General features: G+C 69.9%; 23 protein-coding genes. 9 read left to right on the plus strand and 14 right to left on the minus strand.

What is annotated here, in order from left to right; genetic code table 11:
* Positions 1-19: 19 nt before the first annotated feature.
* Positions 20-937 (plus strand): NHL repeat-containing protein, encoded by a 918-nt coding sequence (locus FXO23_RS02945; RefSeq protein ID WP_158880462.1) that lies wholly within the window; start codon positions 20-22, stop codon positions 935-937.
* 98 nt (positions 938-1035) lie between these two features.
* Positions 1036-2607, plus strand: a complete 1572-nt coding sequence (locus FXO23_RS02950; protein WP_158880464.1) for a cellulose binding domain-containing protein — start codon at positions 1036-1038, stop codon at positions 2605-2607.
* A gap of 52 nt (positions 2608-2659) precedes the next feature.
* On the opposite strand, the gene FXO23_RS02955 is transcribed toward FXO23_RS02950, so the two are convergent.
* From FXO23_RS02955 to FXO23_RS02965, 3 genes are all read right to left on the minus strand, one after another.
* A complete protein-coding gene (locus tag FXO23_RS02955; RefSeq protein ID WP_158880465.1) occupies positions 2660-2920 on the minus strand; it encodes a hypothetical protein in 261 nt (86 codons plus the stop codon).
* A gap of 94 nt (positions 2921-3014) precedes the next feature.
* Positions 3015-4523: an alkaline phosphatase family protein gene (locus FXO23_RS02960; protein WP_158880467.1), complete on the minus strand. Its 1509-nt coding sequence runs from the start codon at positions 4521-4523 to the stop codon at positions 3015-3017.
* A gap of 106 nt (positions 4524-4629) precedes the next feature.
* Positions 4630-5373, minus strand: coding sequence for a DUF3472 domain-containing protein (locus tag FXO23_RS02965; RefSeq protein WP_158880469.1), 744 nt, complete (start codon positions 5371-5373; stop codon positions 4630-4632).
* 237 nt (positions 5374-5610) lie between these two features.
* Between FXO23_RS02965 and FXO23_RS02970 the strand changes: the two genes are divergently transcribed.
* Positions 5611-6003: a DUF6221 family protein gene (locus FXO23_RS02970; RefSeq protein ID WP_158880471.1), complete on the plus strand. Its 393-nt coding sequence runs from the start codon at positions 5611-5613 to the stop codon at positions 6001-6003.
* Between the two features lie 16 nt (positions 6004-6019).
* Here the strand turns inward: FXO23_RS02970 and FXO23_RS52475 are convergent, their stop codons facing one another.
* Entirely contained in the window at positions 6020-7054 is a 1035-nt protein-coding gene (locus FXO23_RS52475; protein WP_343034440.1) for a LuxR C-terminal-related transcriptional regulator, read from the minus strand.
* A 337-nt stretch (positions 7055-7391) separates the two neighbouring features.
* Here FXO23_RS52475 and FXO23_RS02980 point away from each other — a divergent pair, with 337 nt between their 5' ends.
* Together FXO23_RS02980 and FXO23_RS02985 are read left to right on the plus strand one after the other, a co-directional pair.
* Positions 7392-8684, plus strand: a complete 1293-nt coding sequence (locus FXO23_RS02980) for a bifunctional glycosyltransferase family 2/GtrA family protein (protein WP_158880475.1) — start codon at positions 7392-7394, stop codon at positions 8682-8684.
* A 9-nt stretch (positions 8685-8693) separates the two neighbouring features.
* Entirely contained in the window at positions 8694-10664 is a 1971-nt protein-coding gene (locus FXO23_RS02985) for an ArnT family glycosyltransferase (protein ID WP_158880477.1), read from the plus strand.
* Here FXO23_RS02985 and FXO23_RS02990 read toward each other — a convergent pair.
* The 4 genes from FXO23_RS02990 to FXO23_RS03005 form a co-directional block, all read right to left on the minus strand.
* Positions 10643-11839 (minus strand): glycosyltransferase 87 family protein, encoded by a 1197-nt coding sequence (locus tag FXO23_RS02990; RefSeq protein ID WP_158880479.1) that lies wholly within the window; start codon positions 11837-11839, stop codon positions 10643-10645. The genes FXO23_RS02985 and FXO23_RS02990 overlap by 22 nt on opposite strands.
* 267 nt (positions 11840-12106) lie before the next feature.
* Entirely contained in the window at positions 12107-13795 is a 1689-nt protein-coding gene (locus FXO23_RS02995; RefSeq protein WP_158880481.1) for an amidohydrolase, read from the minus strand.
* Between the two features lie 23 nt (positions 13796-13818).
* On the minus strand, positions 13819-15447 hold the full coding sequence (locus FXO23_RS03000; protein WP_158880884.1) for a thiamine pyrophosphate-binding protein: 1629 nt from the start codon (positions 15445-15447) through the stop codon (positions 13819-13821).
* A gap of 17 nt (positions 15448-15464) precedes the next feature.
* Positions 15465-16226, minus strand: coding sequence for a cyclase family protein (locus tag FXO23_RS03005; protein WP_158880483.1), 762 nt, complete (start codon positions 16224-16226; stop codon positions 15465-15467).
* Between the two features lie 203 nt (positions 16227-16429).
* Between FXO23_RS03005 and FXO23_RS03010 the strand changes: the two genes are divergently transcribed.
* Positions 16430-17785, plus strand: a complete 1356-nt coding sequence (locus tag FXO23_RS03010; RefSeq protein ID WP_158880886.1) for an amino acid permease — start codon at positions 16430-16432, stop codon at positions 17783-17785.
* On the opposite strand, the gene FXO23_RS03015 is transcribed toward FXO23_RS03010, so the two are convergent.
* Both FXO23_RS03015 and FXO23_RS03020 read right to left on the minus strand, forming a co-directional pair.
* The gene (locus FXO23_RS03015) at positions 17713-18861 is read right to left on the minus strand and encodes an aminotransferase class V-fold PLP-dependent enzyme (protein WP_158880485.1); all 1149 of its coding nucleotides are present in this window, start codon (positions 18859-18861) and stop codon (positions 17713-17715) included. The two genes, FXO23_RS03010 and FXO23_RS03015, sit on opposite strands and share 73 nt — an antisense overlap.
* A 71-nt stretch (positions 18862-18932) precedes the next feature.
* Positions 18933-19469 (minus strand): helix-turn-helix domain-containing protein, encoded by a 537-nt coding sequence (locus FXO23_RS03020; RefSeq protein WP_158880486.1) that lies wholly within the window; start codon positions 19467-19469, stop codon positions 18933-18935.
* Positions 19470-19553: 84 nt separating this feature from the next.
* Here FXO23_RS03020 and FXO23_RS52190 point away from each other — a divergent pair, with 84 nt between their 5' ends.
* Both FXO23_RS52190 and FXO23_RS03025 read left to right on the plus strand, forming a co-directional pair.
* Positions 19554-19676 carry a hypothetical protein gene (locus FXO23_RS52190; RefSeq protein ID WP_281356468.1) on the plus strand — a complete coding sequence of 41 codons (123 nt, stop codon included), beginning with the start codon at positions 19554-19556 and terminating at the stop codon, positions 19674-19676.
* A 5-nt stretch (positions 19677-19681) separates the two neighbouring features.
* On the plus strand, positions 19682-20770 hold the full coding sequence (locus tag FXO23_RS03025) for a YeiH family protein (protein WP_158880487.1): 1089 nt from the start codon (positions 19682-19684) through the stop codon (positions 20768-20770).
* Here FXO23_RS03025 and FXO23_RS03030 read toward each other — a convergent pair.
* From FXO23_RS03030 to FXO23_RS03040, 3 genes are all read right to left on the minus strand, one after another.
* Positions 20767-21801: an aliphatic amidase gene (locus FXO23_RS03030; RefSeq protein ID WP_158880488.1), complete on the minus strand. Its 1035-nt coding sequence runs from the start codon at positions 21799-21801 to the stop codon at positions 20767-20769. The genes FXO23_RS03025 and FXO23_RS03030 overlap by 4 nt on opposite strands.
* A 38-nt stretch (positions 21802-21839) precedes the next feature.
* Positions 21840-22457 (minus strand): AmiS/UreI family transporter, encoded by a 618-nt coding sequence (locus tag FXO23_RS03035; protein WP_158880490.1) that lies wholly within the window; start codon positions 22455-22457, stop codon positions 21840-21842.
* 191 nt (positions 22458-22648) lie between these two features.
* A complete protein-coding gene (locus FXO23_RS03040; protein WP_246256855.1) occupies positions 22649-23734 on the minus strand; it encodes a substrate-binding domain-containing protein in 1086 nt (361 codons plus the stop codon).
* A 79-nt stretch (positions 23735-23813) separates the two neighbouring features.
* Between FXO23_RS03040 and FXO23_RS03045 the strand changes: the two genes are divergently transcribed.
* The gene (locus FXO23_RS03045) at positions 23814-24245 is read left to right on the plus strand and encodes a MarR family winged helix-turn-helix transcriptional regulator (RefSeq protein ID WP_158880492.1); all 432 of its coding nucleotides are present in this window, start codon (positions 23814-23816) and stop codon (positions 24243-24245) included.
* 3 nt (positions 24246-24248) lie between these two features.
* Here FXO23_RS03045 and FXO23_RS03050 read toward each other — a convergent pair whose 3' ends face one another.
* Complete coding sequence (locus tag FXO23_RS03050) at positions 24249-24413, minus strand: hypothetical protein (RefSeq protein WP_158880494.1); 165 nt, start codon at positions 24411-24413, stop codon at positions 24249-24251.
* Positions 24414-24561: the final 148 nt, after the last annotated feature.

Below are 24561 nucleotides of genomic sequence, written 5' to 3' on the forward strand. Positions count from 1 at the left end.
TCGCGCGAGACTGCGGAACATGCGACGCGTTCTCGGTGTGGTGCTGACCTTGCTGGCGCTCGTCCTGCCCGTTCCGGCGGTGGCGTCCCCGGGCGGCTTTCCCGCGGAACTGGCGCTGCCGGACGGATTCCAGCCGGAAGGCATCGCGATCGGCGCCTGGCCGACGGCGTACTTCGGCTCGCGTGCCGACGGCCGGATCCACCGGATCGACCTGCGCACCGGCCGGGGCCGCGAGCTGTCCCCGGCGACGGGCACCCCGTCGCTGGGCATCAAGGTGGATTCCGCGCACGGCAGGCTCTTCGTCGCGGGCGGCACCGGCGGCGACGCCCGGGTGATCGACGCGCGCACCGGCGCGGTCCTCGCGCGGTACGCGTTCGCCACCGGGGACACGTTCGTCAACGATCTGGTGCTCACCCGGGACGCCGTGTGGTTCACCGACTCCCGGCAGGCCGCGCTGTACCAGCTGCCGCTCGGCCGCCACGGCGAACTGCCCGGTGAGTTCACCCGCCTGCCGCTGACCGGCGATCTCGTGGTCGTGCCCGGCGCCGTCAACGCCAACGGGATCGTCACCACGCCGGACGGCCGGGCGCTGCTGATCGGGCAGTCCAACACCGGCAAGCTGTTCCGGGTCGATCCGGCCACCGGTGTCACCCGGACCGTCGACCTCGGCGGCGAAGCCCTGCCGAACAACGACGGCCTGCTGCGCGAGGGCACCCGCCTGTACGTGGTGCAGAACCGGCTGAACCTGCTCGCCAAGCTCGAACTCGCCGCCGACGGCGGCAGCGCGCGGGTCGTCGAGCGGCGGACCGATCCCGGCTTCGACGTGCCCGCCACGGTGGCCGCCTGGCGAAACCGCTTCTACCTGGTCAACGCCCGGTTCACCACCCCGCCGACCCCGAGCACGACCTACTCCGCGGTCGCCATCGATCGGTTCTGATTCCGGCGTTCGGGCCTTGACACGCATGGTGGTCTAGACCACATTCGGACTTATCCGTGGTTTAGACCACTTCGCATCCCATCCTGCAGGGAGCAACCATGCGATTCTCACGTCGATTATCCACCGCGGTCGCCGCCGCGGGCCTGCTGGTCGGCGCCGCGCTGACCGGGCTCGCCCCGGCCGCGAACGCCGCCGCCGGAACGACCGCCGCCTTCACCAAGGCAGCGGAATGGGGCGGCGGATACGAGGGCAGATTCACCATCACCAACGGCGGATCCGCGCCGCTGACCAGCTGGCAGGTCGACTTCGACCTGCCGCCGGGCACCAGCCTCGGCGCCTACTGGGACGCGCTGATCACGCCGGACGGCAACCACTACCGGGCGACCAGCCGGGAGTACAACGGCACCGTGGCCGCGGGGGCCTCGGTGTCCTTCGGCTTCGTGGCGACCGGCAGCGGCGCGCCGCTCAACTGCACGGTGAACGGCGGGTCCTGCACCGGGGGCGGCGGGGACACCGAGGCGCCGAGCGCACCGGGTGGCCTGCGCGTCACCGCGACCACCAGCACCACGGTCTCGCTGGCGTGGAACGCCTCCACCGACAACGTCGGCGTGGCCGGATACGACGTGTACCGCGGCGACACCGTGGTCACCTCGGCGACCGGCACCTCGGTCACGGTCGGCGGGCTGGCGCCCGCCACGGAATACTCCTTCAGCGTCAAGGCCCGGGACGGGGCCGGGAACGTTTCGGCGGCGAGCAGTCCGGTCGCCGCGACCACGCAACCCGGCGACCCCGGGCAGGCGTCGATGGCGGCGGCGCCGTACCTGTACTACGGCTGGGGATCCCCGCCGAACGCGACGCAGGTCATGTCGGCGACCGGGATCAGGTGGTTCACCCTCGCGTTCATCCTGTCCGACGGCGGCTGCAATCCCGCGTGGGACGGCAACCGGCCGCTGACCGGATCCGACGCCACCCGCATCTCCGAGATCCGCGCCGCGGGCGGGGACGTGATCCCGTCGATCGGCGGCTGGGCCGGGCGCAAACTCGGCGAAACCTGCACGGACGCGACCTCGCTGGCCGCCGCGTACCAGAAGGTGATCGACGCCTACCGGCTCAAGGCGATCGACATCGACATCGAGAACACCGAGGTGGAGAACCCGGCCGTGCGCCAGCGGGTCGTCGACGCGCTGAAGATCGTGAAGCAGAAGAACCCGGGGATCAAGGAATACCTGACCTTCGGCACCTTCCAAAGTGGACCATCCGCGGCGGGCAACGACCTGATCGACAAGGCCGCGGCGGCGGGGCTCGCGGTGGACGGTTTCGTGATCATGCCGTTCAACTTCAACGGGCCCGCCGATATGGGGCAGGCGTCGATCAAGGCCGCCGAGGCGTTGAAGAACAAGGTCAAGAGCGCCTACCGGATCACCGATGACGCCGCGTACCGGATCATCGGGATCTCCTCGATGAACGGGAAGACCGACCAGAACGAGACGGTGACCCCGGATCACTACCGGGCCATGCTCGGATACGCGCAGCAGCACCACATCGCGCGCTTCACGTTCTGGGCGCTCAACCGCGACCGGCCGTGCACCGGGGGCGACCCGGACGCGTGCAGCGGGATTCCCCAGCAGCAGTGGGAGTTCACCAAGATCACGGCACAGTACACCGGGTGAGAAATGATCGCCGTCCAGGCGCCCGGCCCGGGCGCCTGGACGGCGATCCCCGCTACCGCAGCGTGATGTCCACGCCGAGCAGGACGAGCGGCCAGACGAGGATCTCGCCGAGCGCGGAGAACACGCCGTCGGCACTGCCGAGACCGGCGAAGTAGTCGCGGCTGATCGCCACGATCACCCCGGCCACCAGGTAGGCGAGCGCCAGTACCAGGCCGGTCCAGACCAGCACCCGGACCGGCCGCGCGAACTCGGTGGACACCTTGCCGTCCCCGGTCCGGCGGATCGAGATGATCGTCTGCGCCGTCTTCGCCATGGTCGCCTGCCTCCTCGTCGAAGCTGCCCGCGATTTCCTACCAAGAGGTAGTATTACGAGATCCTACCGAGGGGTAGATTTACTGTGACGCGGATCACTCCACCTTGAGGTCGTCGATGGCCCAGTACCAGTTGTTGCCCGCGTTGTAGTAGCGGAACTTGACCACCATCGAGGTCGCGCCCGCCGGGACGGCGACGTTCAGGGATTCGACGGTCGCGCGGGCGTCCGCGGTGTACTTCTTGACGACCTGGTCGGCGCCGCCGTTGAAGGACACCGAAACCTCGGCGATCTGCGAACCCTCCTGCAGGTAGTGCGTGACGTAACCGATCTTCGCCGTCCCGCCGCCGGTGACCGGGTAGGCGGGGGAGGCGAGGGTCGAGTCGAAGCTCGTGCCGCCGGTCTTGTCGGCGAACTCGTCGGAGTCGGCGACGGCGAACACGCCGCGGGTGCGCAGCGCGTTCTCCCGGTCCTGGCCGCCCTGCGCGCGGCTCCAGAACTCGTCGGTGGTGAACGACCAGCCGCGCCATTCGGTGACCCCGCCCGCGGGCATCCTGCTCCGATCCACCGACCAGCCCGACGGTGCGGTATGCGTCCAGCCCTTGACCGAAGCCGGGATCCCGGTCTCGTCGACGCGTGCGGACAGCGATCCGTACAGGCCGTCGAAGGCGTCCTTCGAACGCACGGAAACCGGTTTGCCGTCGAGCTGCCACGCCGGATCCGCGGCGACGCCGAGGTGGTGCAGCGCGGTGGAGGCGACGTCGGTGAGCCGGGTGTCGATCGGCCGCGCGCCCGCCGCGTTGCCGGATCCCTTGGCGAGCACGAAGGTGCGCCGCTCGTCGTTCACCCCGCAGCCGCCGTGCCCGCCGCCGGGGTTGCTGTGCCCGTGGTCGGTGCTGACTTCGATCAGCCAGTCCTCGTTCGAATACGTCGGCCGGGCCTTGATCGCCGCGAGCAGTTGCCCGAGCTGGGCGTCCTGCTTCTCGATCGCGGCGCGGTACCGGGTGCCCGTTCCGCTGGCGTGCGCCACCACGTCGGTGTTGCCCAGGTAGGCGAACGCGGCGTCGGGATTCCCGTCGCGCAGTTCCTTCGCGGTGGCCGCGGTGACCTTCTCGTCCGCGGCCACGTACCCGTCCTTGTCACCGTCGTAGGTGACCCGGGTGTCGATCGCGCTGCCGAAAGTGCCCTGGGTGTGCAGCACCGCCCAGTCGACCGCGGAGAACGTGCGGAAACCGGAGTTGGCTCGCTCGAGGCGGGTGAGGAAGTCGGGGTAGCGGTCGTACCGCTTGCCGGCGAAGCTGTTGTCCTGGACGCCGTGCTTGTCCGGCCACACCCCGGTCGCGATCGTCGACCAGCCGGGGCCGCTGGACGAGGCGGCCAGCGACGGGCAGTACAGCAGGCTCTCGCCGAGCGTGCCGCCGGCCGCGAGCGAATCCAGGTTGGGCGCGTTGGCTTCCACCGCCTTCGCCCAGTTCAGCCCGTCCATACCGACCACGAGCACCTTCTTCACCGGTGCCGGGGCGGCGGTGACCGGGGTGGTGGTCAGCGCCGCCGCGGCGCCGGCGAGGACGAGCGAGAGCAGTGCCGTCCGGGTACGTCTGCGCATGGTTCTCCTCGAAATGTGAAGGGATTTCCGCGAACAGATCGAAGACAGCGCTCGTGAACGGCCGGGCTCGGTTTCGGTAACTGGTTCGAGCCAATTGGCTGAAGGGTCAGCTCTGCGGGATTCCGTTCTCGTGCACGGCGTCGGCGCCGGAGAGCGTGACCTTGCTGTAGGCCGGGCACGACGGGCTGACGCTGGTCGAGGTGAACGATCCGTGCGCGCCGCCGTTCACGATCGGCGCCGACCAGCGGGCGCGCGAGTAATGCGCCTGCTCGCAGGTGGCGTTCGGATCGTTCCAGTCGAAGTACTCGACCCAGCTCACGCCGTTCGGTTCGAGGGCGTTGCCCGAACCGGTCTGCAGGCTGCCCAGCCGGACCGAGGAGCCCGCGGTGTCGTCGAAGATCGTGGCGCCGAACCAGCCGCCGCCCTCGTCGGCGATCCGCACCCGGTAGCGGTGTCCCTGCGCGGGGCGCAGCTCGGCGCGGCAGCTGTATCCGGAGCCGTCCTCGGAAAACTTCTGGCAGTAGGTGCCCGAGCCGCCCGCGCGGTAAGCGGTCGAGTTCCAGAGCGAGAACAGGTACAGGCCGCGCCCGTTGTCATGGGTCTGAATCCCGGCGTAGCCGCCGACCTCGCCGTCGCGGAAGCCGAACTGGTTCGACCAGAAAACGTTCTCCTGGCCGGGGTCCTGCTCGATGACGATCGGGAAGTCGACCGTCGACACGGCGGCGGAGCCCAGGGCGAAATCGGAATAGGTGCCGGGAGTCTTGCCGGTCGCGGCCCCGGCGGGGGCGGCGCACAGCAGGGTCAGCAGGGCGGCGGCGCACGCGGGCGCGCCTCGGCGGAGGATGCGCACGATGGTTCCTTCCCGGTCCGGACCGCGGTGGCCGGACCTGGCCGAGCGCCCAGAATGACACCTCGTGCACTTTTGTGTCTATAGCTGACTGTTTCTCCTGAGTTTCGATCACTCCTGATCAATAGTCGAAGGTCAACGCTGGGTAACGGATGGCCGCGGTGCTGGTGTCCGTCCGTAACGGCGAGCAAGATTCATACGAGTAACCAGCGACCCCCCTCGAAAGCAAGGAGGCCGTCGTTGGACGACCTGATCGCATTCCTGACCGCACGGGTCAACGAGCGGCAGGCCCTGATCATGCGGGCGGTCAACAAAAGTGACGCAGGGGAAGCGCTCGACCGCGAAGAGTTCAAGATGCGGACCGAAATGCGCGTCCGGAGCCTCGGGGAGGTAGACCTCGAGGTCATCAACCAGATGATCCACGAAGTCGAAGCCGTGCGCCGGATCTACCAGGAGCACCGGACGACGGTGTCCGATCGCGTGCCGGGTTTTCCCCGGTACGGCCGCGACTACTGGTGCGAGGTGTGCCATGTCCCCGGCGACTCGGCCGGATCGAACTGGTGCCTGACCCTGCGGCTGCTCGCCCTGCCGTATGCCGACCACCCGGACTACCAGAAGGACTGGCGCCCGTAGCGGTTCCCGGTGCCCGTTAGCGGGCGGTCTGGACCAGGATCTTCGGCGGCCAGCTGCCGATCTTGAACATGCCGATCGAGTACGCCTTGGAGACCAGGGCGGCCCGGTTCGGCACGGAGAACTTCCGCAGCATCGCGCTGACGTGGTACTCCACGCCCTGCCGGCTCAGGTAGAGCTTCGAGGCGAGCTGGGTGGTCGGGATCCCGGCGGCGACGCCCTCGAGGATCCGCGCGTCGAGTGCGCTCAGCGTGGTGTCCGCCGCTCCGGCCCCCGGGACCTGCTCGTCCTCGTCCGGTTTCACCAGCACGACCACGGTGGTGATGCGGCGGTCGGACTGCACGGCGACCGCGGTCAGCTGCGCGGGGAACGCCGACTCGGGCGACCGCGAAAGCACCGCGCGGACCGTGAAGTGCCCGGACCTGCCCTCGGCGAGCTGCACGAACCGCCGCCGCACGTGCTGCTGGGCGGCCGGGTGCAGCAGCGTCTCGAGCGAGCGTCCGCGCACCTGGATGGCCGAACGGCCGAGCAACCTCAGCAGCTCGGCGTTGGCCTCCTGGATGCGCAGGCCCGGGTCAAGAATTGCCATGGGCATCCCGGAATGCGTGAAGAGTGACCCAAAGATCTCGTCGTACTCGTGGTGCCTTGCCAGGCTTTCCTGCGCCTTCGTGGCAACGGATGGCATGTCTTCCCCCATGTCAGGTTGCTGATCCTCGTTCCGACAGTTCCACTTGGTCGGCGAAGTCGTCCCCCCGGCTTCCTTCCCCGAGCACACTGCATCGGTGGAGCAATGCGAACCGTGCTCGTCGAGAGCAGCGTTGTGGCACGCCTGAATCTTGATCCGTGATCCCCAGTTCGCGTCACCGTCAGCATACTCAGATGCCGGGTTCGGGTGGGGTCCCGAACGGCAATTGCGACAAATGAGTGACACCCCTCGGTGAATACTTGCGTCCCGCAACCGAAGTGTGCGCAGTGGCGGCGGTTGTGACATCCCGGTCTCGCGCGTCACTCGATGGAGTTGAATTCTGCTTTCATTGTGGGAATGGGTTGCCATTCCAGTCGTTGTTCGCTACTCATCTCCGGGGAGTGGTTTCCTGGGTGAAAGTCGCCTTTTTCTTGATTGTTTCTTTACGTTCGGATGCTGGCAGATTCGTCGATAAAGGTGCCGTAAATTCGGACCTTGGCAGGTTTTTCCGGTGTTCTGCCGGGTATTTTCGGTGGGCTGTGTCACCACGGCACATTCGCCGTGTCGCACTCGTTGACCACCGATGATGGGGCGAATTAGTCTTGCCGCGCCGGATTCTCTTTTTGTCGGCCGCGGATCGCGGTCATGCGACATCGCCGTGGATGTCTCGACCTTTTTACCGGAGTTGTCAGGCTAGGAGGACGATGTGACAAAGGTCGGCGAAACCGAGGTGGAAACCGCGTCGCAAACCGTGACGACGGCCGATGACCTTTCCGTTCCGGAGCCTCGCCGGGCGCGGCGGAACGATTCCGGAACGCCTTCGGTCGAAGTTGTAGTACCGGTCTACAACGAGGAGCGCGCGTTGCCCGGGTGCATCCTGGTGCTGCGCGAGTTCCTCGCCGCCGAGCTGCCGATCGACTGGCGCATCACCGTGGTGGACAACGCGAGCACCGATGGCACCCTCGCGGTGGCCGAATCGCTGGTCGAGGACACCCCGGGAATGCGGGTCCTGCACCTGGACCGCAAAGGCCGCGGACTCGCCCTGCGCACCGCGTGGGGCGCGAGCGACGCGGATGTCGTGGTGTATATGGACGTCGATCTGTCGACGGGGCTTGACGCATTAGTGCCACTGGTCGCTCCATTAATCAACGGGCATTCCGATATCGCCATCGGGTCACGCCTGGCGCCGGGCGCGCGGACCATCCGGGGGCCGAAGCGGGAGCTGATCTCCCGGGCGTACAACGGGCTCATCCGGTTCTCCCACGGTGCGCGGTTCTCCGACGCCCAGTGCGGGTTCAAGGCCGCGCGCACCGACGTGATCGGCCCGCTGCTGGAGCACGTCGAGGACGACGCGTGGTTCTTCGACACCGAGTTGCTCCTGCTGGCCGAGCACAACGGGTTGCGCATCCACGAGGTGCCGGTGGACTGGGTGGAGGACGTCGACAGCCGGGTCCAGGTCGCGAAGACCGCGCGGGACGACGTCCGCGGCCTGATCCGGGTGGCCCGGGCCAAGGCGCGGGGCGCCGCCACGGTCGACGGGCTGCCCCGGCGGCCGGAACCGCGGGCGATGCACCCGGAGGCGGTCGTCGGCAGCCGGGACACCGGCCTGGCCTGGCAGGTGCTTTCGTTCGTGGTGATCGGCGGCCTGTCCACGGTCGCCACCCTCGCGCTCTACGCGGTGCTGCGTTCCTGGTGGCCGCCGCTGGTCGCGAATCTCGTCGCGCTGACCGTGACCACACTGCTCAACACCGAGGCGAACCGCCGGTTCACCTTCCTCGGCTCCCGGGTTTCCTCGAGCCGCGTGCACGTACAGGGCTTGTTCGTCTTCGCGCTGTACTACGCGGTGACCTCGGGCGCGTTGCTGATCCTGCACGCGGTGGTCCAGGCGCCGTCGCGCACACTGGAGCTGATCGTCCTGCTGGTCGCGTCGATCCTCGGCACGGTCGGGCGGTTCCTGCTGTTGCGCACCTGGGTGTTCAAATCCTCCCGGCGAAAGTGAGCTGACGCGATGACCGGCACCCTCGAGCGAGGGACCACGACGGACGAGATCGCGGAGCCGCCGCGGGAGCGAGGGAGCCGGGCCGCGGCACTGGCCCCGGGCGCGGTGTGCCTGCTCGGCCTGGTGCTCTACGGCTGGGGCAGCTGGTCCTCCGACTGGGGCAACGGGTACTACTCCGCCGCCGTGCGGGCGATGTCGGAGGACTTCACCGCGTTCGTCTTCGGCGCCTACGACTCGGCGGGCGTGGTGACGGTCGACAAACCGCCGTTCGCCCTGTGGCCGCAGGTGGTGAGCACCTGGATCTTCGGCTTCCACGGGTGGTCCGTGCTGCTGCCCCAGATCGTCGAAGGGGTGGCCGCGATCTTCCTGCTGCACCGCGCGGTGCGCCGGTGGGCGGGCGAGGGGGCCGCGCTGATCGCCGCACTGGTGCTGGCGACCACGCCGATCACGGTCGCGATCAACCGGGACAACAACCCGGACACCCTGCTGGTGCTGCTGCTCGTCGCCGCGGCCTACGCGGTCACCCGGTCGATCCGGCCGGGAATCGCCGCGCGGGCCTCGACGGGGTGGTTGCTGTTCGCGGGTTTTCTGGTCGGCTGCGGGTTCCTGACCAAGATGTTGCAGGCGTGGATCGTGCTGCCGGTGTTCGCGGTGGCGTACTTCGCGGGCAGTGCCCGGCCGATCGGGCGGCGGCTGGCCGATCTGGGCGGTGCGTTCGTGGTCACGGCGGTGAGTTCGCTGTGGTGGGTGGTGCTGGTGGACGCCTGGCCGAGGCCGAAACCGTACATCGGCAGCAGCGCCGACGGGTCGGCGTGGAACCTGGTGCTCGGCTACAACGGGCTCGGCCGCGTGTTCGGCCAGGACAGCGGCGGCAGCATGGCGGCCTCGCCCGAACTGGACCGGGTCCTCGCCCTGTTCGGCGGTTCCCCGTCGATCGGGCGGATGTTCAACGAGATCGTCGCGGGCCAGGTGAGCTGGCTGCTCCCGGCCGCGCTGCTCGTGCTGCTGGCGGCCGCCGTGTTCGCGGTGCGGCGCTGGCGGGTCTGGGACGCCTGCCGGGCGGGCTGGTTGCTGTGGGGTGGCTGGCTCCTGGTCACCGGGCTGGTCTTCAGTTTCGCGCACGGGATCTGGCATCCGTACTACACGACGATGCTCGCCCCCGCGATCGGCGCGGTGGTCGGCGCCGGGGCCGTGCTGCTGTGGCGGCGAACCTCGCCCGCCTGGTGGCTGCTTCCGGCGGGGGTCGCGCTCACCGCGGGGTGGGCGTGGCTGGTGATCGGCCGGAATCCCGCGTGGCACGGCTGGTTGCGGTACCCGGTCGCGGTGGCCGGGGTGCTCGCGGTGGTCGCCCTCGTCTTCGCCCGGTTCCGCCGCGCGTCCCGTCCGGGCCGGGTGGCCGGTGCGGGGCTCGGCCTGGTGGCGCTGTTGCTGGCGCCGCTGACCTGGTCGGCGGCCACCGCCTTGGCCGCGCACGGCGGCGGCGCCGATCCGCGGTCCGGGCCTCCGTCGAAGGCGCTGCTCGCCTTCGCCGAGACGAGTTCGGCACCGGGTGAGCAGCAGGGCAACATGCTCGCACCGTCCACTGTGCTCAGTGCCGGGCAGCGGCGGATTCTCGACTACGCCAAGGCGAATTCGGCCGGCGCGCCGATCACCCTGGTCGTCGACGGGGGCGCGCACCAGTCCGAGGTGTTCCTGCTGGACAGCGCCGAAACCATCGCCGCGGGCGGTGGTTTCCTCGGCACCGACGACGCGCCCGCTCTCGCCGAACTCGCGGACTGGGCGGGGCGGCACCGGTTTCGGTACGTGTTGCTGCCGAATCCCGAAGCCGCCCGCCGGTTCGCGGAGTTCGGGCCGCGGGAAAGCCCGCTCACCCGGCGCCAGGACTGGGTCCGGGAGAACTGCGCTCTCCTCGACGCGGCGGCGTACGGCGGTTTCGACGGCTCTTCGCCGCCGGAGCTCTACGACTGCTGGAAACGCTGATCCCCGCGGAACGTCCTGGTCGTCACCGCGAGCGTGGCGATCAGGGCGACCAGGATCGCGGTCGCGAGGATCCGGAAGTCCACCACCGGGGCGAACAGCGTGTGCAGGTCCGGGGGCCGGGCGCCGCCGAGGTCGCGGATCCGCTGGGGGAGTAGCAGGAACGGCAGGTAGGAGAACAGCGAGGCGAACTGGGTCAGGATCGGCACGAACCACAACCGGCGCGGTAGCCAGAACGCGGCGGCCACGGTGAACACGTCGGCGAGGTAGAAGTACCGGTCGTGCATCGACGGGAGCAGAAACGGGACCAGCAGCACGGAAACCGTGGCGGCGAGCACGATCCGGGTCGCGGTGAGCTCCGCGCGGCGCAGGACGAGCATGCCGATCAGCCCGAGCACGACCGCGCCGGTCACCAGGATTCCCGCGCTGCGCAGCAAATCCGATTTGGTGACGGCGAGGTACTGGTAGGCGGTCGGGGCGTTGAGGCTCAACTGGTCGTAGGTTTCCGCCTGGTTCAGGTAGATCAGCAACAGGTCACGCGGGTTCGCGCCGAGCAGCAACGCTGGGACGTCGAGCAACAGGTAGACCCCGGGAATGGCGAGCAAGGCCCGCCACGGCAGCCACCGCCGCAACGCCAGCAGGAGCAGCAGCGGAAAGAGGAATACGACCTGCAATTTGAACGCCAGCGCGAAGCCGAAGAAAGCGCACGCCCACCAGGGTTTGCGTCGCAGCAGGTAGTAAACACCGCCCACCGCGAACGCCGCGTAGATCGAATCGGCCTGCGCCCACATCGCACCGTTCAGCACCACGGTCGGCAGCAGGACGACCACGGCCGCCCCGGCGAACGGCAACCACCCGCTCGGATACCGCAGGGTGAGCAATCGGTAGGCGAACCAGCCGAGCACCGCATCGAACACCAGTGAGATCAATTTCACCGCGAGCAATGGCGAGAGCGGAAGATAACTCGCCGCCGCCAGCAGGTAGAGATACGGCGCGTTGTAGTTGGCGAAGTTGTACCGCAGCGCCGCGAACCCGCCGTGCTGCTGGATGAACTCGTACCACCGGTGGACGAACCCGACATAGTCCCCGGATTCGTATCCCAGTGCCGGAACCCGCACCGCGGCGGCCACCAGCACGAGCCCGATGACGGCGAACACCCGCCACCGCTGAGAGATCACCGATTCTGACGCGATTCCCGATTCTCCTGCCACCAATTCCCACCCCGGTCTAGCGTTCGTCCAAATCTCCCTCAGAATACGCGAGTTACACATTCAGGTACACGAGTTCCACGTTCGGGGCAGTGAACTACACGTTCGGGCACGCGAGTTCCACATTGGGGTTTTCCGAGTCGTCTCGGCCCCGAGGTTGAAACGCGGAACTCGCTCCCCGAGTGTGCAACTCGCGTGCCTGAACGTGCAACTCGCTTACCTGAGTGTGGGATTCGGTTACAGGGAGGCGTATTCGCCGACCGGGCGACCGGCGACCCAGGTTTGGAGGACCTGGGTCTGCCAGAGGGCGCGGCCCGGTTCGAGGGCGAACGGGTTCTGGTCCACCAGCACGAGATCCGCCCACTTACCGGGTTCCAGGGAACCGAGAACGCGTTCCTGGTGCGCGGCATACGCGGCGTCCAGGGTGAACGCTCGCAGGGCTTCCGGGGCGGTCATCGCCTGCTCGGGGTACCAGCCCCCGGCGGGCTTGCCTTCCTTGTCGGTCCGGGTGACCGCGGCGTGCAGCCCTTCGAACGGGCTTTCCGGGGAGACCGGGAAATCGGATCCCGCGGCGAGCACCGTGCCCTGGTCGAGCATGCGCCGCCAGGCGTAGGCACCGGCCATGCGGTCGTGGCCGATGCGGTTCTCCGCCATGTTCATGTCGTCGGTGGCGTGCACCGGCTGCATCGACGCGATCAGGCCGAGCTGCCGGAACCGCGGGATGTCCGCGACCGAGACCACCTGCGCGTGTTCGATCCGGTGCCGCAACGCCCCGCCCGAGCCGCGCAGGGCCTGGTCGAACGCGTCCAGGACGAGCCGGTTGCCCTGATCGCCGATCGCGTGCACGGCGCACTGGTATCCGGCGTCCACCACGCGTTTGACCCGGGCGTTCAGCTCCTGCGCGGTCAGCTGCGGCAGACCGCGCGAACCGGGCGCGTCGCGGTACGGTTCGAGCAGCGCGGCGCCGCGGCTGCCGAGGGCCCCGTCGACGTACAGCTTCACCGTGCGCACCCGCAGCAGGTCGTTCGCCGCCGAATCGGTGCGCACCCGGTCGCCGACCGCGGTGAACGCGTCCCAGGACAGGAACACGTTGAGCCGCAACGTCAGTTTGCCCGCCGCGGCCTGCTGGTGCAGTACGGCGAGCTGGTCGGCCGCGGTACCGGCGTCGCTCACCGAGGTGAGCCCGAGCCGGTGCAACCGGTCCTGCGCCGCCCGCAGCCGCTGCTCGTGGTCGGCCGGGCCGACCGGGGGCAAAACCTTTTCCACCAACGACTTCGCCGCGTCGACGAACACCCCGGTGGGCGAGCCGTCCGGGCCGCGCACGATCTCGCCACCCGGCGGCGAAACCGTGTCCGCGCCGATGTTCGCCGCGCGCAGGCCCGCGGTGTTGGTCACCGCCGCGTGCCCGTCGACGCGGACCAGCCACACCGGCCGATCCGCGACGACCCGGTCGAGATCGGCGGCCGACGGCAGCCTGCCCAGCCCCCAGACCACCTCGTTCCAGCCCCGGCCGAGGAGCCACTTCAGCTCGCGGTGTTCCCCGGCATACCGGCCGAGCGCCGCGATCGCCTCGTCCAGCGACCGGGTACCGGACAGGTCGAGCTGGGTCGCCCGCGCGCCGAAGTTCCAGATGTGCCCGTGCGCGTCGTGCAATCCGGGCAGGCACACCCGGCCGCGGCCGTCGATCCGCCGCGCGCCGCCGGTGTTGCCCGGATCGAGGCTCTCGACCCGGCCGTCACCGGAAACCAGCAGGCTGCGGAACTCCCGCAACCTGCCCTCGGCGAAGGTGTAGCCGCGCACGTTGTCCAGCAGCACCCGGCCGCCCGAATCGGGCGCCGGCGCGCACGCGGTGAGCGCGAGCGCCGATCCGGCCAGCCGCAGGAACTGCGCCCGGGTCAACCCCGGCCCCGTCACACCTTCGCACATCCGACACTCTCCTCTGTGGACAGTCAGTGGCCGCGGAAAGCCTCCTCCAGCCACCACGAGGCCCGCCGCCGGTCGACCTTCGCGTCGATCACCAGCGGAACCGCACGCGAACCCCGCAGCCAGCTGCTCAGCCCGTCGAGGTCGGCGGTGCGCCGCACGGTCAGCCCGGCGCAGCCGTACCCCCGGGCGATCCGGGCGAAATCGGTGTCCGGGAACCGGACCGTGTCCAGCGGCAGCCCTTCGGGCCCGAAGTGGTGCACCTCCGCGCCGTAGGCGGCGTCGTTGTACACCACGATCACCATCGGCAGCCGGAGCCGGACCACGGTTTCCAGTTCGGCGATCCCCATCAGCGCCCCGCCGTCGCCGAGTGCGGCCACCGGCAGCCGCCCGGGGCTGGCCAGCGCCGCGCCGATCGCGGTGGCCAGTCCCAGCCCGATCGACTGGAACGCCTGGGTGAAGCAGAAACCGCGCTCGTCGGGCACCGAGAGGTAGCCGCCCGGATAGCCCATGAAGTTACCGGAATCCAGGGCGACCACCCGGTCGGCGGGGAGCAGATCGTCCAGTGCGACCGAAAGCGTGCGCGGGTCGATGCTGTCCACTTCGGACTCGTCGGTGAACGGCACCTCCCGCCACCGCCCTTCGCGGGCGATCCGCTCGGCCAGCGCGGGCGAGCGGTAACCCGCTTGCGGATGCCCGCTGAGTTCGGCCAGGACCGCCGCGGCCGTCTGCGGAACGTCGCCGAGCACACCGAGGTCGACCGCGCGATGAGCGCCGATGGCGTCCGGATCGAGGTCCACTTGCGCCACCGTGGCCGAGCCGCCGATCAACCGGTCGTGCCGGGTCGTCCACATGTTGAGCGAGCACCCCCAGGCGACGACGAGATCGGCGCCGCGGATCAGATCCGCCGCCAGCGGGGTCGCGAAGCCACCGGAAATGCCCAGCGCGAACGGGTTTCCGGCGAACAGCCCGTTGGCGACCGCGGAGGTGGCCAGCAGGGCGCCGCAGTGCTCGGCCAGCCGTTCCAGCTCCCGCCGGGCATTGCGGGCGCCTCGCCCGGCGATGAACACCGGCCGTTCCGCCCGGGTGATGAGCTCGGCCAGTGCGGTCGCCGCGGCCGGAGCCGGGGCGGGCAGCGGAAGTTCGGGCACCGCCGGGGCGACCCGGGGCACGGCGGCGGCCGCCTGCACGTCCAGCGGCAGGTTGAGCAAGACCGTGCGCCGCTCCCGGCTCGCCCGGCGGAACGCGCGCAGCACGTCCCCGCCCGCCGAATCGGCCGAATGCACCCGCTCGGCCACCGCGCCGACCGCGTGCGCGAGCCCCGCCTGGTCGATGTGGAAGTTCGACCGCCTCGACGTGGCCTCGGCGGCCAGCACGATCAGCGGGGTCCGGCTCTTCGCGGCCTCGGCCAGCCCGGTCGTCGCATTGGTCAGGCCCGGGCCCTGGTGCACCGTGGCGACGCCGACCCGGCCGCTGGTCCGGGCGTACGCGTCGGCCATGCAGACCGCGCCGCCCTCGTGCCGCGCGGCGACGAACCGGGAACCGCCGGCGATCATCGCGTTGACCACGTGGAAGTTCCCGCTGCCGACGACCCCGAACACGTGCCGCGCGCCGATTCCGGCGAGGGTGCGGCCGACGGACTCGGCGACGGTCATCGCCGGACCGGCGGCGATCACCGCTCGACCAGCGCGAGGACCCTGGCCGGGCTGCCCGATCCGCCGACGATCGGCAGCGGGGTGGTGACCAGCACCGCGCCGGTCACCGGCAGTGCCGCGAGGTTCCGCAGCTGGGTCAGCCCGTACTTCCCCGCGCCCAGGAAGTAGGAGTGGCAGGGGAACGCCGGTTCGAACCCGGGCGCCGCTCCGGCGTCCGTGCCCACGGTCTCCACGCCGAGCCCGAGGATCGGCTTCTCTTCGGCCAGCCAGCGCGCGCATTCGGCGGACACCCCGGGGGAGTGGCCGTCGTTCAGGAACTCCTCCTGGTCACCGCCCCGGGCGTCCCAGCCGGTGCGGTAGAGCAGCCAGGCGCCCTCCGGCAGCGGCCCGTGCTCGTCCTCCCACGCGCGGACGTGCTCGATCTCGAGCAGGAAGTCGGGATCCGCGCCGGCGGCCTCCGCGAAGTCCAGCACCACCGCGGGCGCGACGAGTTTTCCGGGCGCCACCTGGGAAACGTCTTCGCCGTCCCGGCCGGTGACCCAGTGCACCGGAGCGTCGAAATGAGTCCCGGTGTGCTCACCGGTGTGGATGTCGTTCCAGTACCAGGCGGGTCCCCGCTCGTCGTAACGGCTCAACTCCAGCAGGCGGAACGGCGTGGTGTTCGCGAACGGTTCCGGCAGGCGCAGGATCGGCGTTTCCGCCGTGAGCGGCGAAGTCAGGTCGACGACCTCGATCCGGCCGGAACCGAGCGCGGCGAGCAGGTCCTGCAGAACCGGCATGGTTCCTCCTGGTTGACGCTCGAATGCGACACTGGCGTCCGACGATATTGGTCCGATGTCAAGAAGGTCAACGGATTGGTCGCAGACAGCGTGAACCCTTTTAGCCCAAGTGAACGCCTCGCCGACGCCAATCGGAGGACTGGGGGTGTTCGGTGTCTACAAAGGATGGTCTGCGCCGGCTGCTGACCGGGCGTCAGCTGGCCATGATCGGGCTCGGCGGCGCGATCGGCACCGGGTTGTTCCTCGGCTCCGGCGCGGCCATCTCGCTCGCCGGGCCCGGGGTGATCGTGGCGTACGCGGCCTGCGCGCTGGCCGCGTTCGTGATCGCGTGGGCGCTGGCCGAGATGGTGGTCGTGCACCCCGCGGCGGGTTCGTTCGGGGCCGTCGCGCAGCGCTACCTCGGCCCGCTCGCCGGATTCGTGCAGCGCTGGACCTACGCCGTCATCCAGGTGATCGCGATCGGCGGCGAGGTCGTCGCGGCCGGGATCTACGTGCGGTTCTGGTGGCCGCAGCTCCCGCTGTGGCTGCCGGTCGTGGTGTTCTCGCTGGTCCTGCTCGCGGTGAACGCCGCGGTGGTGCACTTCTTCGGCCGGGTCGAGTACTGGCTGGCGATGATCAAGGTCGTCGCGATCGTGGTGTTCGTCCTGCTCGGCCTGGTGCTGATCACCGTCGGCCTGCCCCGCGCACCGGCGACCGGCCTGGCCAACCTGACCGCGCACGGCGGTTTCCTGCCCGGCGGGCTCTCCGGGCTCTTCCTCGCCCTGGTGTTCGTGCTGTTCAGCTACTTCGGCACCGAGGCGGTCGCGGTGACCGCGGCGGAGTCGGAGAACCCCCGGCGCGACATCCCGCGGGCGGCGCGCCGGATGGTGGTCCGGCTCGTGCTGTTCTACCTGCTGGCCATCGCGATCGTGGTGACCGTGGTGCCGTGGCCGGAACTCGCGCAGGGCGGCGGCCTCACGTCGAGCCCGTTCGTCCGCGTCCTCGCCGGCGCCGGGGCGCCCGCCGCGGCGACCGTGATCAACTTCGTGGTGCTGACCGCCGCGCTGTCCAGCGCCAACACCAACATCTACCTCACCACCCGGATGCTCCATTCGCTGGCGCTCGACGGGTACGCGCCGCGGTGGTTCGGCCGGGTGAGCCGTGCCGGCGTGCCGGTCAACTCCCTGGCGCTCGTCGCGGGCGGGCTCGCGCTGGCCGCGGGGCTGTCGGTGCGCCAGGACAGCGGCGCCTACCTCGTGCTGTTCGGCCTTTCCTCGTTCGGCGCGCTCGTCGTGTGGATCCTGATCCTGCTCACGCACTGGCGGTTCCGCGTGCTGCGGCGGCGGGCGGGGGAGCCGGACGCGCCGGTCCGGCTGTGGGGCGCGCCGGTGACCTCGGCGCTCGTCGCGGTGTTCCTGGCGGCGGTGCTGGTCTCCACGGCGTTCATCGACCGGCTCGACATCGCCTGGCGGGCCGGGCCGCCGTTCTTCGCGCTGCTCGTGGTGGCCTATTTCGCCGTTCGCCGGTACTCGGTGAGCGCCGCGCACACCGAGTCGACGTCGGATTCGTCGTTGAAGTAGTGGAAGGAGAAGCGGACCACCGCGCCCCGGGGCGCGGCGACGATCCGCCGGTCCGCGAGGAACGCGGCGAGTTGGTCCGGCCGGGCGTCGACCAGCGCGACCTGCGGTCCGTGCCCCGCGGTTCCCGGCGGCGCCCACAGCCGCTCCCCGGCCTCGGCGAGTCGTGCCGACAGGAGCGCGGTCAGCCCGGTCACGTGCCGTTCCACCGCGGCGGCGTCCACTCTGGACAGCAGGCCCAGGCCCGCGTTCGCCCCGTAGGCCGCCGGGATGGCCGGGGTGCCGATCTCGAACCGCCGCGCGCCGGTGGGGAAATCGAGCCGCCGGGGGTCGAAGCTGAACGGGTCGGCCCGGCCGAACCAGCCGGTCAGCTGCGGCGGGACGTCGTCGGTGAGCCCGGAGCGCGCGTACAGGAAGGCGATGCCCGGCAGGCCGAGCAGGTACTTCAACGCGCCGCTGACCAGGTAGTCGCAGCCCAGGGCCCGCACGTCGACCGGCAGCACCCCGGCCGCCTGGTAGGCGTCGACGAACACCCGGGCGCCGACCTCGCGGGCGCGCCGCACGGCCTCGGCGACCGGCAGCCGGGCGCCGTTGCGGTAGGAGACGATCGGCACCGAGACCAGGCCCGCGCGTTCGTCGATCGCGGCGACCAGGGCTCCGGGGTCCACCGCGGCCCCGCTTTCCGGCACGTGCACCACCCCGGCGCCGCGCGCGGCCTGGCCCAGCCAGACGTGCCCGATCGACGGGAACTCCATATCGGTGGTGACGATCCGCGGCCGCGGGTACCAGTCGATGGTCGACGCGACCTGGTAGGCGCCTTCCGAGGCGCACGAGACGATCGCGATCTCGTCCGGGGACGCGTTGATCAGCGCGGCGAACCGGCGCCGGGCCGTGTCGACCTCGGCCATCCAGAGCTCCCACGGCGCGCCGTGCTCGCGCATGGAGCCGGTCATCTCGGCCAAGGCGCTCATCAGCTCGCCGGACAGCGCGCCCTGGCTGCAACTGGCCAGGTGGGTGGTGTCCGCGAGCCCGGGGAAGTGTTCCCGGAACCCGGACGGGGTGAGCTTCGTGGCGGACAAGGGCCCCCTCTCCCGCTGCCGCGCTGCCAAGCTTCTAGCAGAACTAAACTAGTTCAGCTCGACTAAAGCCCTCAATAGCTCGGCGGGGTGATGGACAGCAGGAACCGCACCGGTTTGGTGGTTTCGTTGACATAGCGGTGCGGCAGCCGGGAGTCGAAGGTGGCGCTGTCGCCGAGGCGCAGCTCGTGCCGTTCGCCGTCGACCTCGAGCAGCAGCCGCCCGGCGAGCACCGCCACGCATTCGTCGGAGGGGTGGCTCCACGGGAGTTCGGACGACGCCGCGCCCGGTTCGAGCCGCCCCTCGAGCACCTCGATCTTGCCCGCCCCGGCGGAGAGCCGGTGGTAGGTGAGGCCGCCGTGCGGCGACCGGATGCTCATCCGGTGGTCCCTGCGCACCACCGAGACCCGCTCCCCGGCCTCCTCGGTGAACAGGCTGAACAGCGGGGTGTCGAGCGCCCGGGCGATCCGGCGCAGGGTTTCCAGGCTGGGGTCGGTGATCCCGCGCTCGACCTGGCTGATCAGGCCGACCGATACCTCGGCGGCCTTCGCCAGTTCGGTCGCCGTCATCGACCGGACCGTGCGCAGGTCCCGGATGCGTTCCCCAATCACAGGCACTCCCTCGCCGAGCCGTCGTGTGTTCCAGTATCCGGAAGCCGTGGACCGGCACTCGGACGGGCTGCCACTCTTCCGCGCATGAGCACACCGGAAGAACGGTCTGGCCGCATCCGCATCGGCGTCGACTGGGCCGCGGTACTGCTCGCCGGAATCTTCGTCCTGCTCGCCGCGCTCGGCGTGCTGCCCGCGATCCCCTGGTGAGCCCGATGTCCACAACAGACACCACCACGCCCGGGCCCGCGAGCACCGCGGTCGTGCGCTACCTGCCCGGTCTGCTGCTGCTCGCCGCGATCGGCCTGGTCGGCAAGTATGCCCAGAACGGGCTGAAGGACCTAGGCAAGGCCACGCACACCACGCTGCCGGACATCGAGTACGTGCTGTGGGCGATTCTGCTCGGCGCGATCATCAGCAACACCGTGGGCGTGCCGAGGCTGTGCAAACCCGGGGTGGGCACCTACGAGTTCTGGCTGAAGACCGGGATCGTGCTGCTCGGCGCCCGGTACCTGCTGGGGGACGTCGCCAAGATCGGTGGCGTCGGACTGATCCTGGTGTTCATCGACATCGCGATCGCCACGACCATCGTGCTGCTGCTGGCGAAGTGGCTGAAGATCGGCGGGAAACTGGCGTCCCTGCTGGCGATCGGCACCGCGATCTGCGGGGTGTCGGCGATCATCGCCGGGCGCGGCGCGATCGACGCCGACGAGGAGGACTCCGGGTACGCCATCGCCGCGATCCTGGCGCTCGGCGCGGTCGCGCTGTTCAGCTTTCCGCTGATCGGGCACGCGCTGAACCTGTCCGACCAGGAGTACGGCATCTGGGTCGGGCTCGCCGTGGACAACACCGCGGAGACGACCGCGGCCGGTGCGCTCTACTCCCCGGAGGCGCAGGACACGGCGGTCCTGGTCAAGAGCATCCGGAACTCGCTCATCGGCTTCGCCGTCCTGGGTTACGCGCTGTACTGGTCGACGCGCGGCCAGGCCCAGGCGGTGGCCCGGGGTTTCCTGCCGCGCGCGGCGTTCGTGTGGGCGAAGTTCCCGAAGTTCGTGCTCGGTTTCCTCGCGGTGTCGGCCTTGGCGACCGCGGGTGCGTTCGCCAAGGCCGACGTCACGAGCCTGGGCAACCTGTCGAAGTGGGCCTTCCTGCTCACCTTCGCCGGGGTGGGGCTCAACTTCAACCTGCGGGAGATGCGCAAGAGCGGGTTCCGGCCGTTCCTGGTGGGCGCGCTCGCGCTCGCCGTGGTCGCGGTGACCGCGCTGACCGAGGTGCTGATCGCCTCCCGCGTGATCGGGCTCTAGGCGGGCACTTCAGGCACCGGCAGCCCGCCGATCTGGCAGTCCGCCACGCCGACCGTGTCGCGGGTGATGGATTCGACGCGTTCCTGGGCCTTCTTCGGATCGTTGACCCAGAGCTTGTAGAAGTCGAACGGGCAGTCGGCGACGCCCTTGTCCCCTTCACCCGCCGCGTGGACCGCGGAGTAGCCCCGGTGCAGCAGTTTGAACAGGTGGTTCTGGGACTGGTCGTGTTCGCGGGCGTCGCGGATCGCGGACAGCGACAGCTGCGCGAACTGGATGCCGTACTCCTCCTCGCCGGTCTCGCCGAGGGTGCGCCCGTCGAACCCGATGATCGACGAGTGGCCGAAGTAGGAGTAGACGCCGTCGAATCCGGCGGCGTTGGCCACGGCCACGTAGCAGTTGTTGGACCACGCCATGGCCTTGGCCATCAGCACCTGCTGGTCCTTGGCCGGGTACATGTAGCCCTGGCAGCGGACGATCAGCTCGGCGCCCTTCATCGCGCAGTCGCGCCAGATCTCCGGGTAGTTGCCGTCGTCGCAGATGATCAGCGAGATCTTCATGCCCTTCGGGCCGTTGGTGACGTAGGTGGTTTCGCCGGGGTACCAGCCCTCGATCGGGCACCAGGGCAGGATCTTGCGGTACTTCTGCACGATGTCCCCGCGGTCGTTGATGAGCACGAGGGTGTTGTACGGCGGTTTGTTCGGGTGGTCCTCGTGCCGTTCGCCGGTGAGCGAGAAGACGCCCCAGGTCTTCGCCTCGCGGCACGCGTCGGCGAAGATGGCGGTCTCGTCGCCGGGAATGCTCGACGCGGTCGCGTACATCTCGTCGGGGTCGTACATGATCCCGTGCGTCGAGTATTCCGGGAACACCACCAGATCCATACCGGGCAGGCCGGTCTTCATGCCCACCACCATGTCGGCGATCTTCCGCGCGTTGTCCAGCACCTCGGCCCGGGAGTGCAGGCGCGGCATCTTGTAGTTGACGACCGCCACGCCGACGGTGTCCGGACTCGCGGAGATGTCTCCGTGTCGCATCGGTTTTCTCCTTCGGTTGGGTGGGTTTGGCGGAAACTTCAGGCGGGCACCGGCTCGCGGACGGGTTCCCGGTGCCGGGCGGTGAGCATCGCCGCGAGGGCGACGAGCGCGACCGCGATCCCGGCGGCCAGCAGCGCGGTCGGCGCGTCCGACCGGTAGGCGCCGGTCATCGCCAGGAACGCGGGCACCGAGCAGGTCGGCTGGCTCAGCAGGACGACCGTCCAGCCGGTGAACCGGGTCAGCCGTTCCCGGCCGAGGCCGAGCACCAGGAAGAACAGGGTCCACAGCAGCGCCCAGGCCAGCCAGATCACCCCGAACACCGGATCGTCCTGGCGCCAGAAGGACAGCCCGGCGTACACCACGGCGGCGGCCGCGACGAACAGCGAGAACCAGCCGATGCCCTGCGGTTCGAGGCCGGCGAGGTTCGCGATGCCGACGTAGAGGTAGGTGAACCCGAACAGGTACAGCCCGGAGGCGCCGAGGATCGCTTCGGTGTCGCCACCGGCCTGGATGATCAGCACGGTCGGGGTGACGCACTGCAGCGCGCCGACGAACAGGTTCAGGGCGGCCGCCGAGCGCGCCGGGACGTGGCCCAGCAGCATGAGGCCGTTGATCAGCAGCACCGCCCCCACGTAGAGCAGACCGACGTGGTTCATCGGCTGACCTCCCGTCTTCCAATCTCGCCATTGAGTGGAAATATTTCAAATGAAAATAAGTGGTCGAGCGGGTGCCGTCAAGGGAGGTGCCGAAGGGTTGGGCCGGTGCGCCTGTTGCGGGGGAAGTTTCCGGCGGGGCGTCACTCCCGGGTTGCCCCGAAAGTGCGCGCGCTTTCGGGGCACGTTGGGTTCTACAGCCGGGTGATGACGTCGAAGTCGTAGCCGTCGGCCACCGCCAGGTGCACGTGCTGGCGGGCCTGCGGGCCGTGGAACTCCACGGTGCCGCGCGGGCCGTGGTAGGCGACGCCGTCGATCGCGGCGTTCAGCTCGGGCAGCCGCGCGGTCCCGGCCCGGCGGGCCAGGCTCGCCAGCGTGTGCAGGCCCTCGTAGCAGGACTCGGCCGCGTTGTTCAGCGCCGGCGCCTGGAGGCCGTGCAGCCCGACATACCGGCCGAGCAGGTCCATCGCGTCCGCGTTGACCATCGACCGGAAGTAGGCCGCCGACACGAACAGGTTCTTCGTCGCCTCGAGGCCGCTGGCCAGCAGCATGTTCTCCTCCATGAGCGGGCTGAAGCGCACCAGCCGCTCGTGCAGGCCCGCCCGCGCGAACCGGCGGTTGAACTCCACCGCGTCCTGGCCGACCAGCAGCATCAGCACGCCGTCGCAGTCGGCCGCCCGCACCAGCCGGATCAGCCGGTCGAGGTCGCCGGTGCCGAGCCCGACGAACGCCTCGCCCTCGATCCGCAGCTGAAGTTCGTGCGCGAAGTCGCGGACCGCCACGCTCGATTCGTGCGGCCAGACGTAGTCGTCCCCGACGACGAACCAGCGCCGGATGCCCAGGTTGTCCCGCAACCACTTCAGCGCCGGGGCGATCTGCAGGTGCGGGACCTCGCCGGAGCAGAAGATGCCCGGCCGGGATTCGCCGCCCTCGTAGAGCGCGGTGTAGCTGTAGGGCACCCGGTCGGCGACCACCGGGGCGAGCGCGTTGCGGACCGAGGAGATGTGCCAGCCGCTCACCGCGTCCACCCGGCCCGCCTCGATGAGGTCGTTCAGCTCGGCGGCGACCACCCGCGGCGGCGCGCCGCCGTCCACGACCTGGAAGGTGACCTCGCGGCCCAGGATGCCGCCCTCGGCGTTCAGTTCGCGCGCGGCGAGTTCGGTGATCGCCTCGCAGGAGGGGCCGAACAGCCCGGCCGGCCCCTGCAGGGGGATCACCATCGCGACCTGCCAGTTTTCGCGGCGATCGCAGGCGGCCGCCGCGACACTGCCGAATGCCATGGGGACTCCGCGTTGGCTTACTTTCAGCTGGAAGTCTTACAATCGGCAAAGATTTCCGCAAGCGCGAGGATGCCCGAAGATGCGTGACCGCAGCGCCACCGACCACCCGAGAACGGGCGAACCGTTGACGCGCGTGCTGACCAGGGCCGTGCGGACGGTGACCGCGCGGATCGAGCAGGTGCTCAAAGCCGAGGGGCTTTCCCTGGACCAATGGCTGGTCCTGGACGCGCTGGCCGGTGAGCGCGGGCTCGCCATGGCCGAGCTGGCCACCCGGACGCTGGCCACCGGCCCGACCCTGACCAGGGTCGTCGACCGGCTGGTGACCACCGCCGCGGTGTACCGCGAGGTCGATCCGGACGACCGGCGCCGGGTCCGGGTGTACCTCAGCCCGCGCGGGCGCGCGGCCCACAAGCGGATCGCCGCGAAGGTCGGCGAGGTGGAGGCCGGGCTGCTCGCCCGCGCCGACCAGCCCGCGGCGGTCCTGGCGTTCCTGGAGCGGCTGGCGGACTGAGCCTTACTCGCGCCCGCGGACGATCGTGGGCTCGAAACCGTCATCCTCGGTGCGGGGCACCGGCATGTTCACCGTCCCGGGACGGTCGAACGAGGCGCCCGTATCCGGCATCGCGTCGCCCGGCTCCGTCGGGTCCGTGGACGGTGTGCGTTGCTCGGTGGTGGTCATGTCTTTCACCTCGGACGAGCGTGTGGCGGTACTTACCGCCCTTCTTGATACCCCATTTCGCCCTGATCAATCCCCTAGTGACGGTTTCCTGACGCCGATCGGGTGTACCGCCAACGAAGCCTTGACATCTCGTTGACGTACTCGTGCG

Source organism: Amycolatopsis anabasis (assembly GCF_009765355.1).
Classification (GTDB): domain Bacteria; phylum Actinomycetota; class Actinomycetes; order Mycobacteriales; family Pseudonocardiaceae; genus Amycolatopsis; species Amycolatopsis anabasis.

Excerpts from the sequence above, each read along its gene's own strand:
- FXO23_RS02955 (WP_158880465.1), bottom strand. The coding sequence starts at position 2,920 with ATGGCGAAGACGGCGCAGACGATCATCTCGATCCGCCGGACCGGGGAC.
- FXO23_RS03000 (WP_158880884.1), bottom strand. The coding sequence starts at position 15,447 with ATGACCGTCGCCGAGTCCGTCGGCCGCACCCTCGCCGGAATCGGCGCG.
- FXO23_RS02960 (WP_158880467.1), bottom strand. The coding sequence starts at position 4,523 with ATGCGCAGACGTACCCGGACGGCACTGCTCTCGCTCGTCCTCGCCGGC.
- FXO23_RS02950 (WP_158880464.1), top strand. The coding sequence starts at position 1,036 with ATGCGATTCTCACGTCGATTATCCACCGCGGTCGCCGCCGCGGGCCTG.
- FXO23_RS03005 (WP_158880483.1), bottom strand. The coding sequence starts at position 16,226 with ATGCCGGTTCTGCAGGACCTGCTCGCCGCGCTCGGTTCCGGCCGGATC.
- FXO23_RS02985 (WP_158880477.1), top strand. The coding sequence starts at position 8,694 with ATGACCGGCACCCTCGAGCGAGGGACCACGACGGACGAGATCGCGGAG.
- FXO23_RS03010 (WP_158880886.1), top strand. The coding sequence starts at position 16,430 with ATGATCGGGCTCGGCGGCGCGATCGGCACCGGGTTGTTCCTCGGCTCC.
- FXO23_RS03045 (WP_158880492.1), top strand. The coding sequence starts at position 23,814 with ATGCGTGACCGCAGCGCCACCGACCACCCGAGAACGGGCGAACCGTTG.
- FXO23_RS03050 (WP_158880494.1), bottom strand. The coding sequence starts at position 24,413 with ATGACCACCACCGAGCAACGCACACCGTCCACGGACCCGACGGAGCCG.
- FXO23_RS03025 (WP_158880487.1), top strand. The coding sequence starts at position 19,682 with ATGTCCACAACAGACACCACCACGCCCGGGCCCGCGAGCACCGCGGTC.
- FXO23_RS02995 (WP_158880481.1), bottom strand. The coding sequence starts at position 13,795 with ATGTGCGAAGGTGTGACGGGGCCGGGGTTGACCCGGGCGCAGTTCCTG.
- FXO23_RS03040 (WP_246256855.1), bottom strand. The coding sequence starts at position 23,734 with ATGGCATTCGGCAGTGTCGCGGCGGCCGCCTGCGATCGCCGCGAAAAC.
- FXO23_RS52475 (WP_343034440.1), bottom strand. The coding sequence starts at position 7,054 with ATGGCAACCCATTCCCACAATGAAAGCAGAATTCAACTCCATCGAGTG.
- FXO23_RS03030 (WP_158880488.1), bottom strand. The coding sequence starts at position 21,801 with ATGCGACACGGAGACATCTCCGCGAGTCCGGACACCGTCGGCGTGGCG.
- FXO23_RS03035 (WP_158880490.1), bottom strand. The coding sequence starts at position 22,457 with ATGAACCACGTCGGTCTGCTCTACGTGGGGGCGGTGCTGCTGATCAAC.
- FXO23_RS02945 (WP_158880462.1), top strand. The coding sequence starts at position 20 with ATGCGACGCGTTCTCGGTGTGGTGCTGACCTTGCTGGCGCTCGTCCTG.
- FXO23_RS52190 (WP_281356468.1), top strand. The coding sequence starts at position 19,554 with ATGAGCACACCGGAAGAACGGTCTGGCCGCATCCGCATCGGCGTCGAC.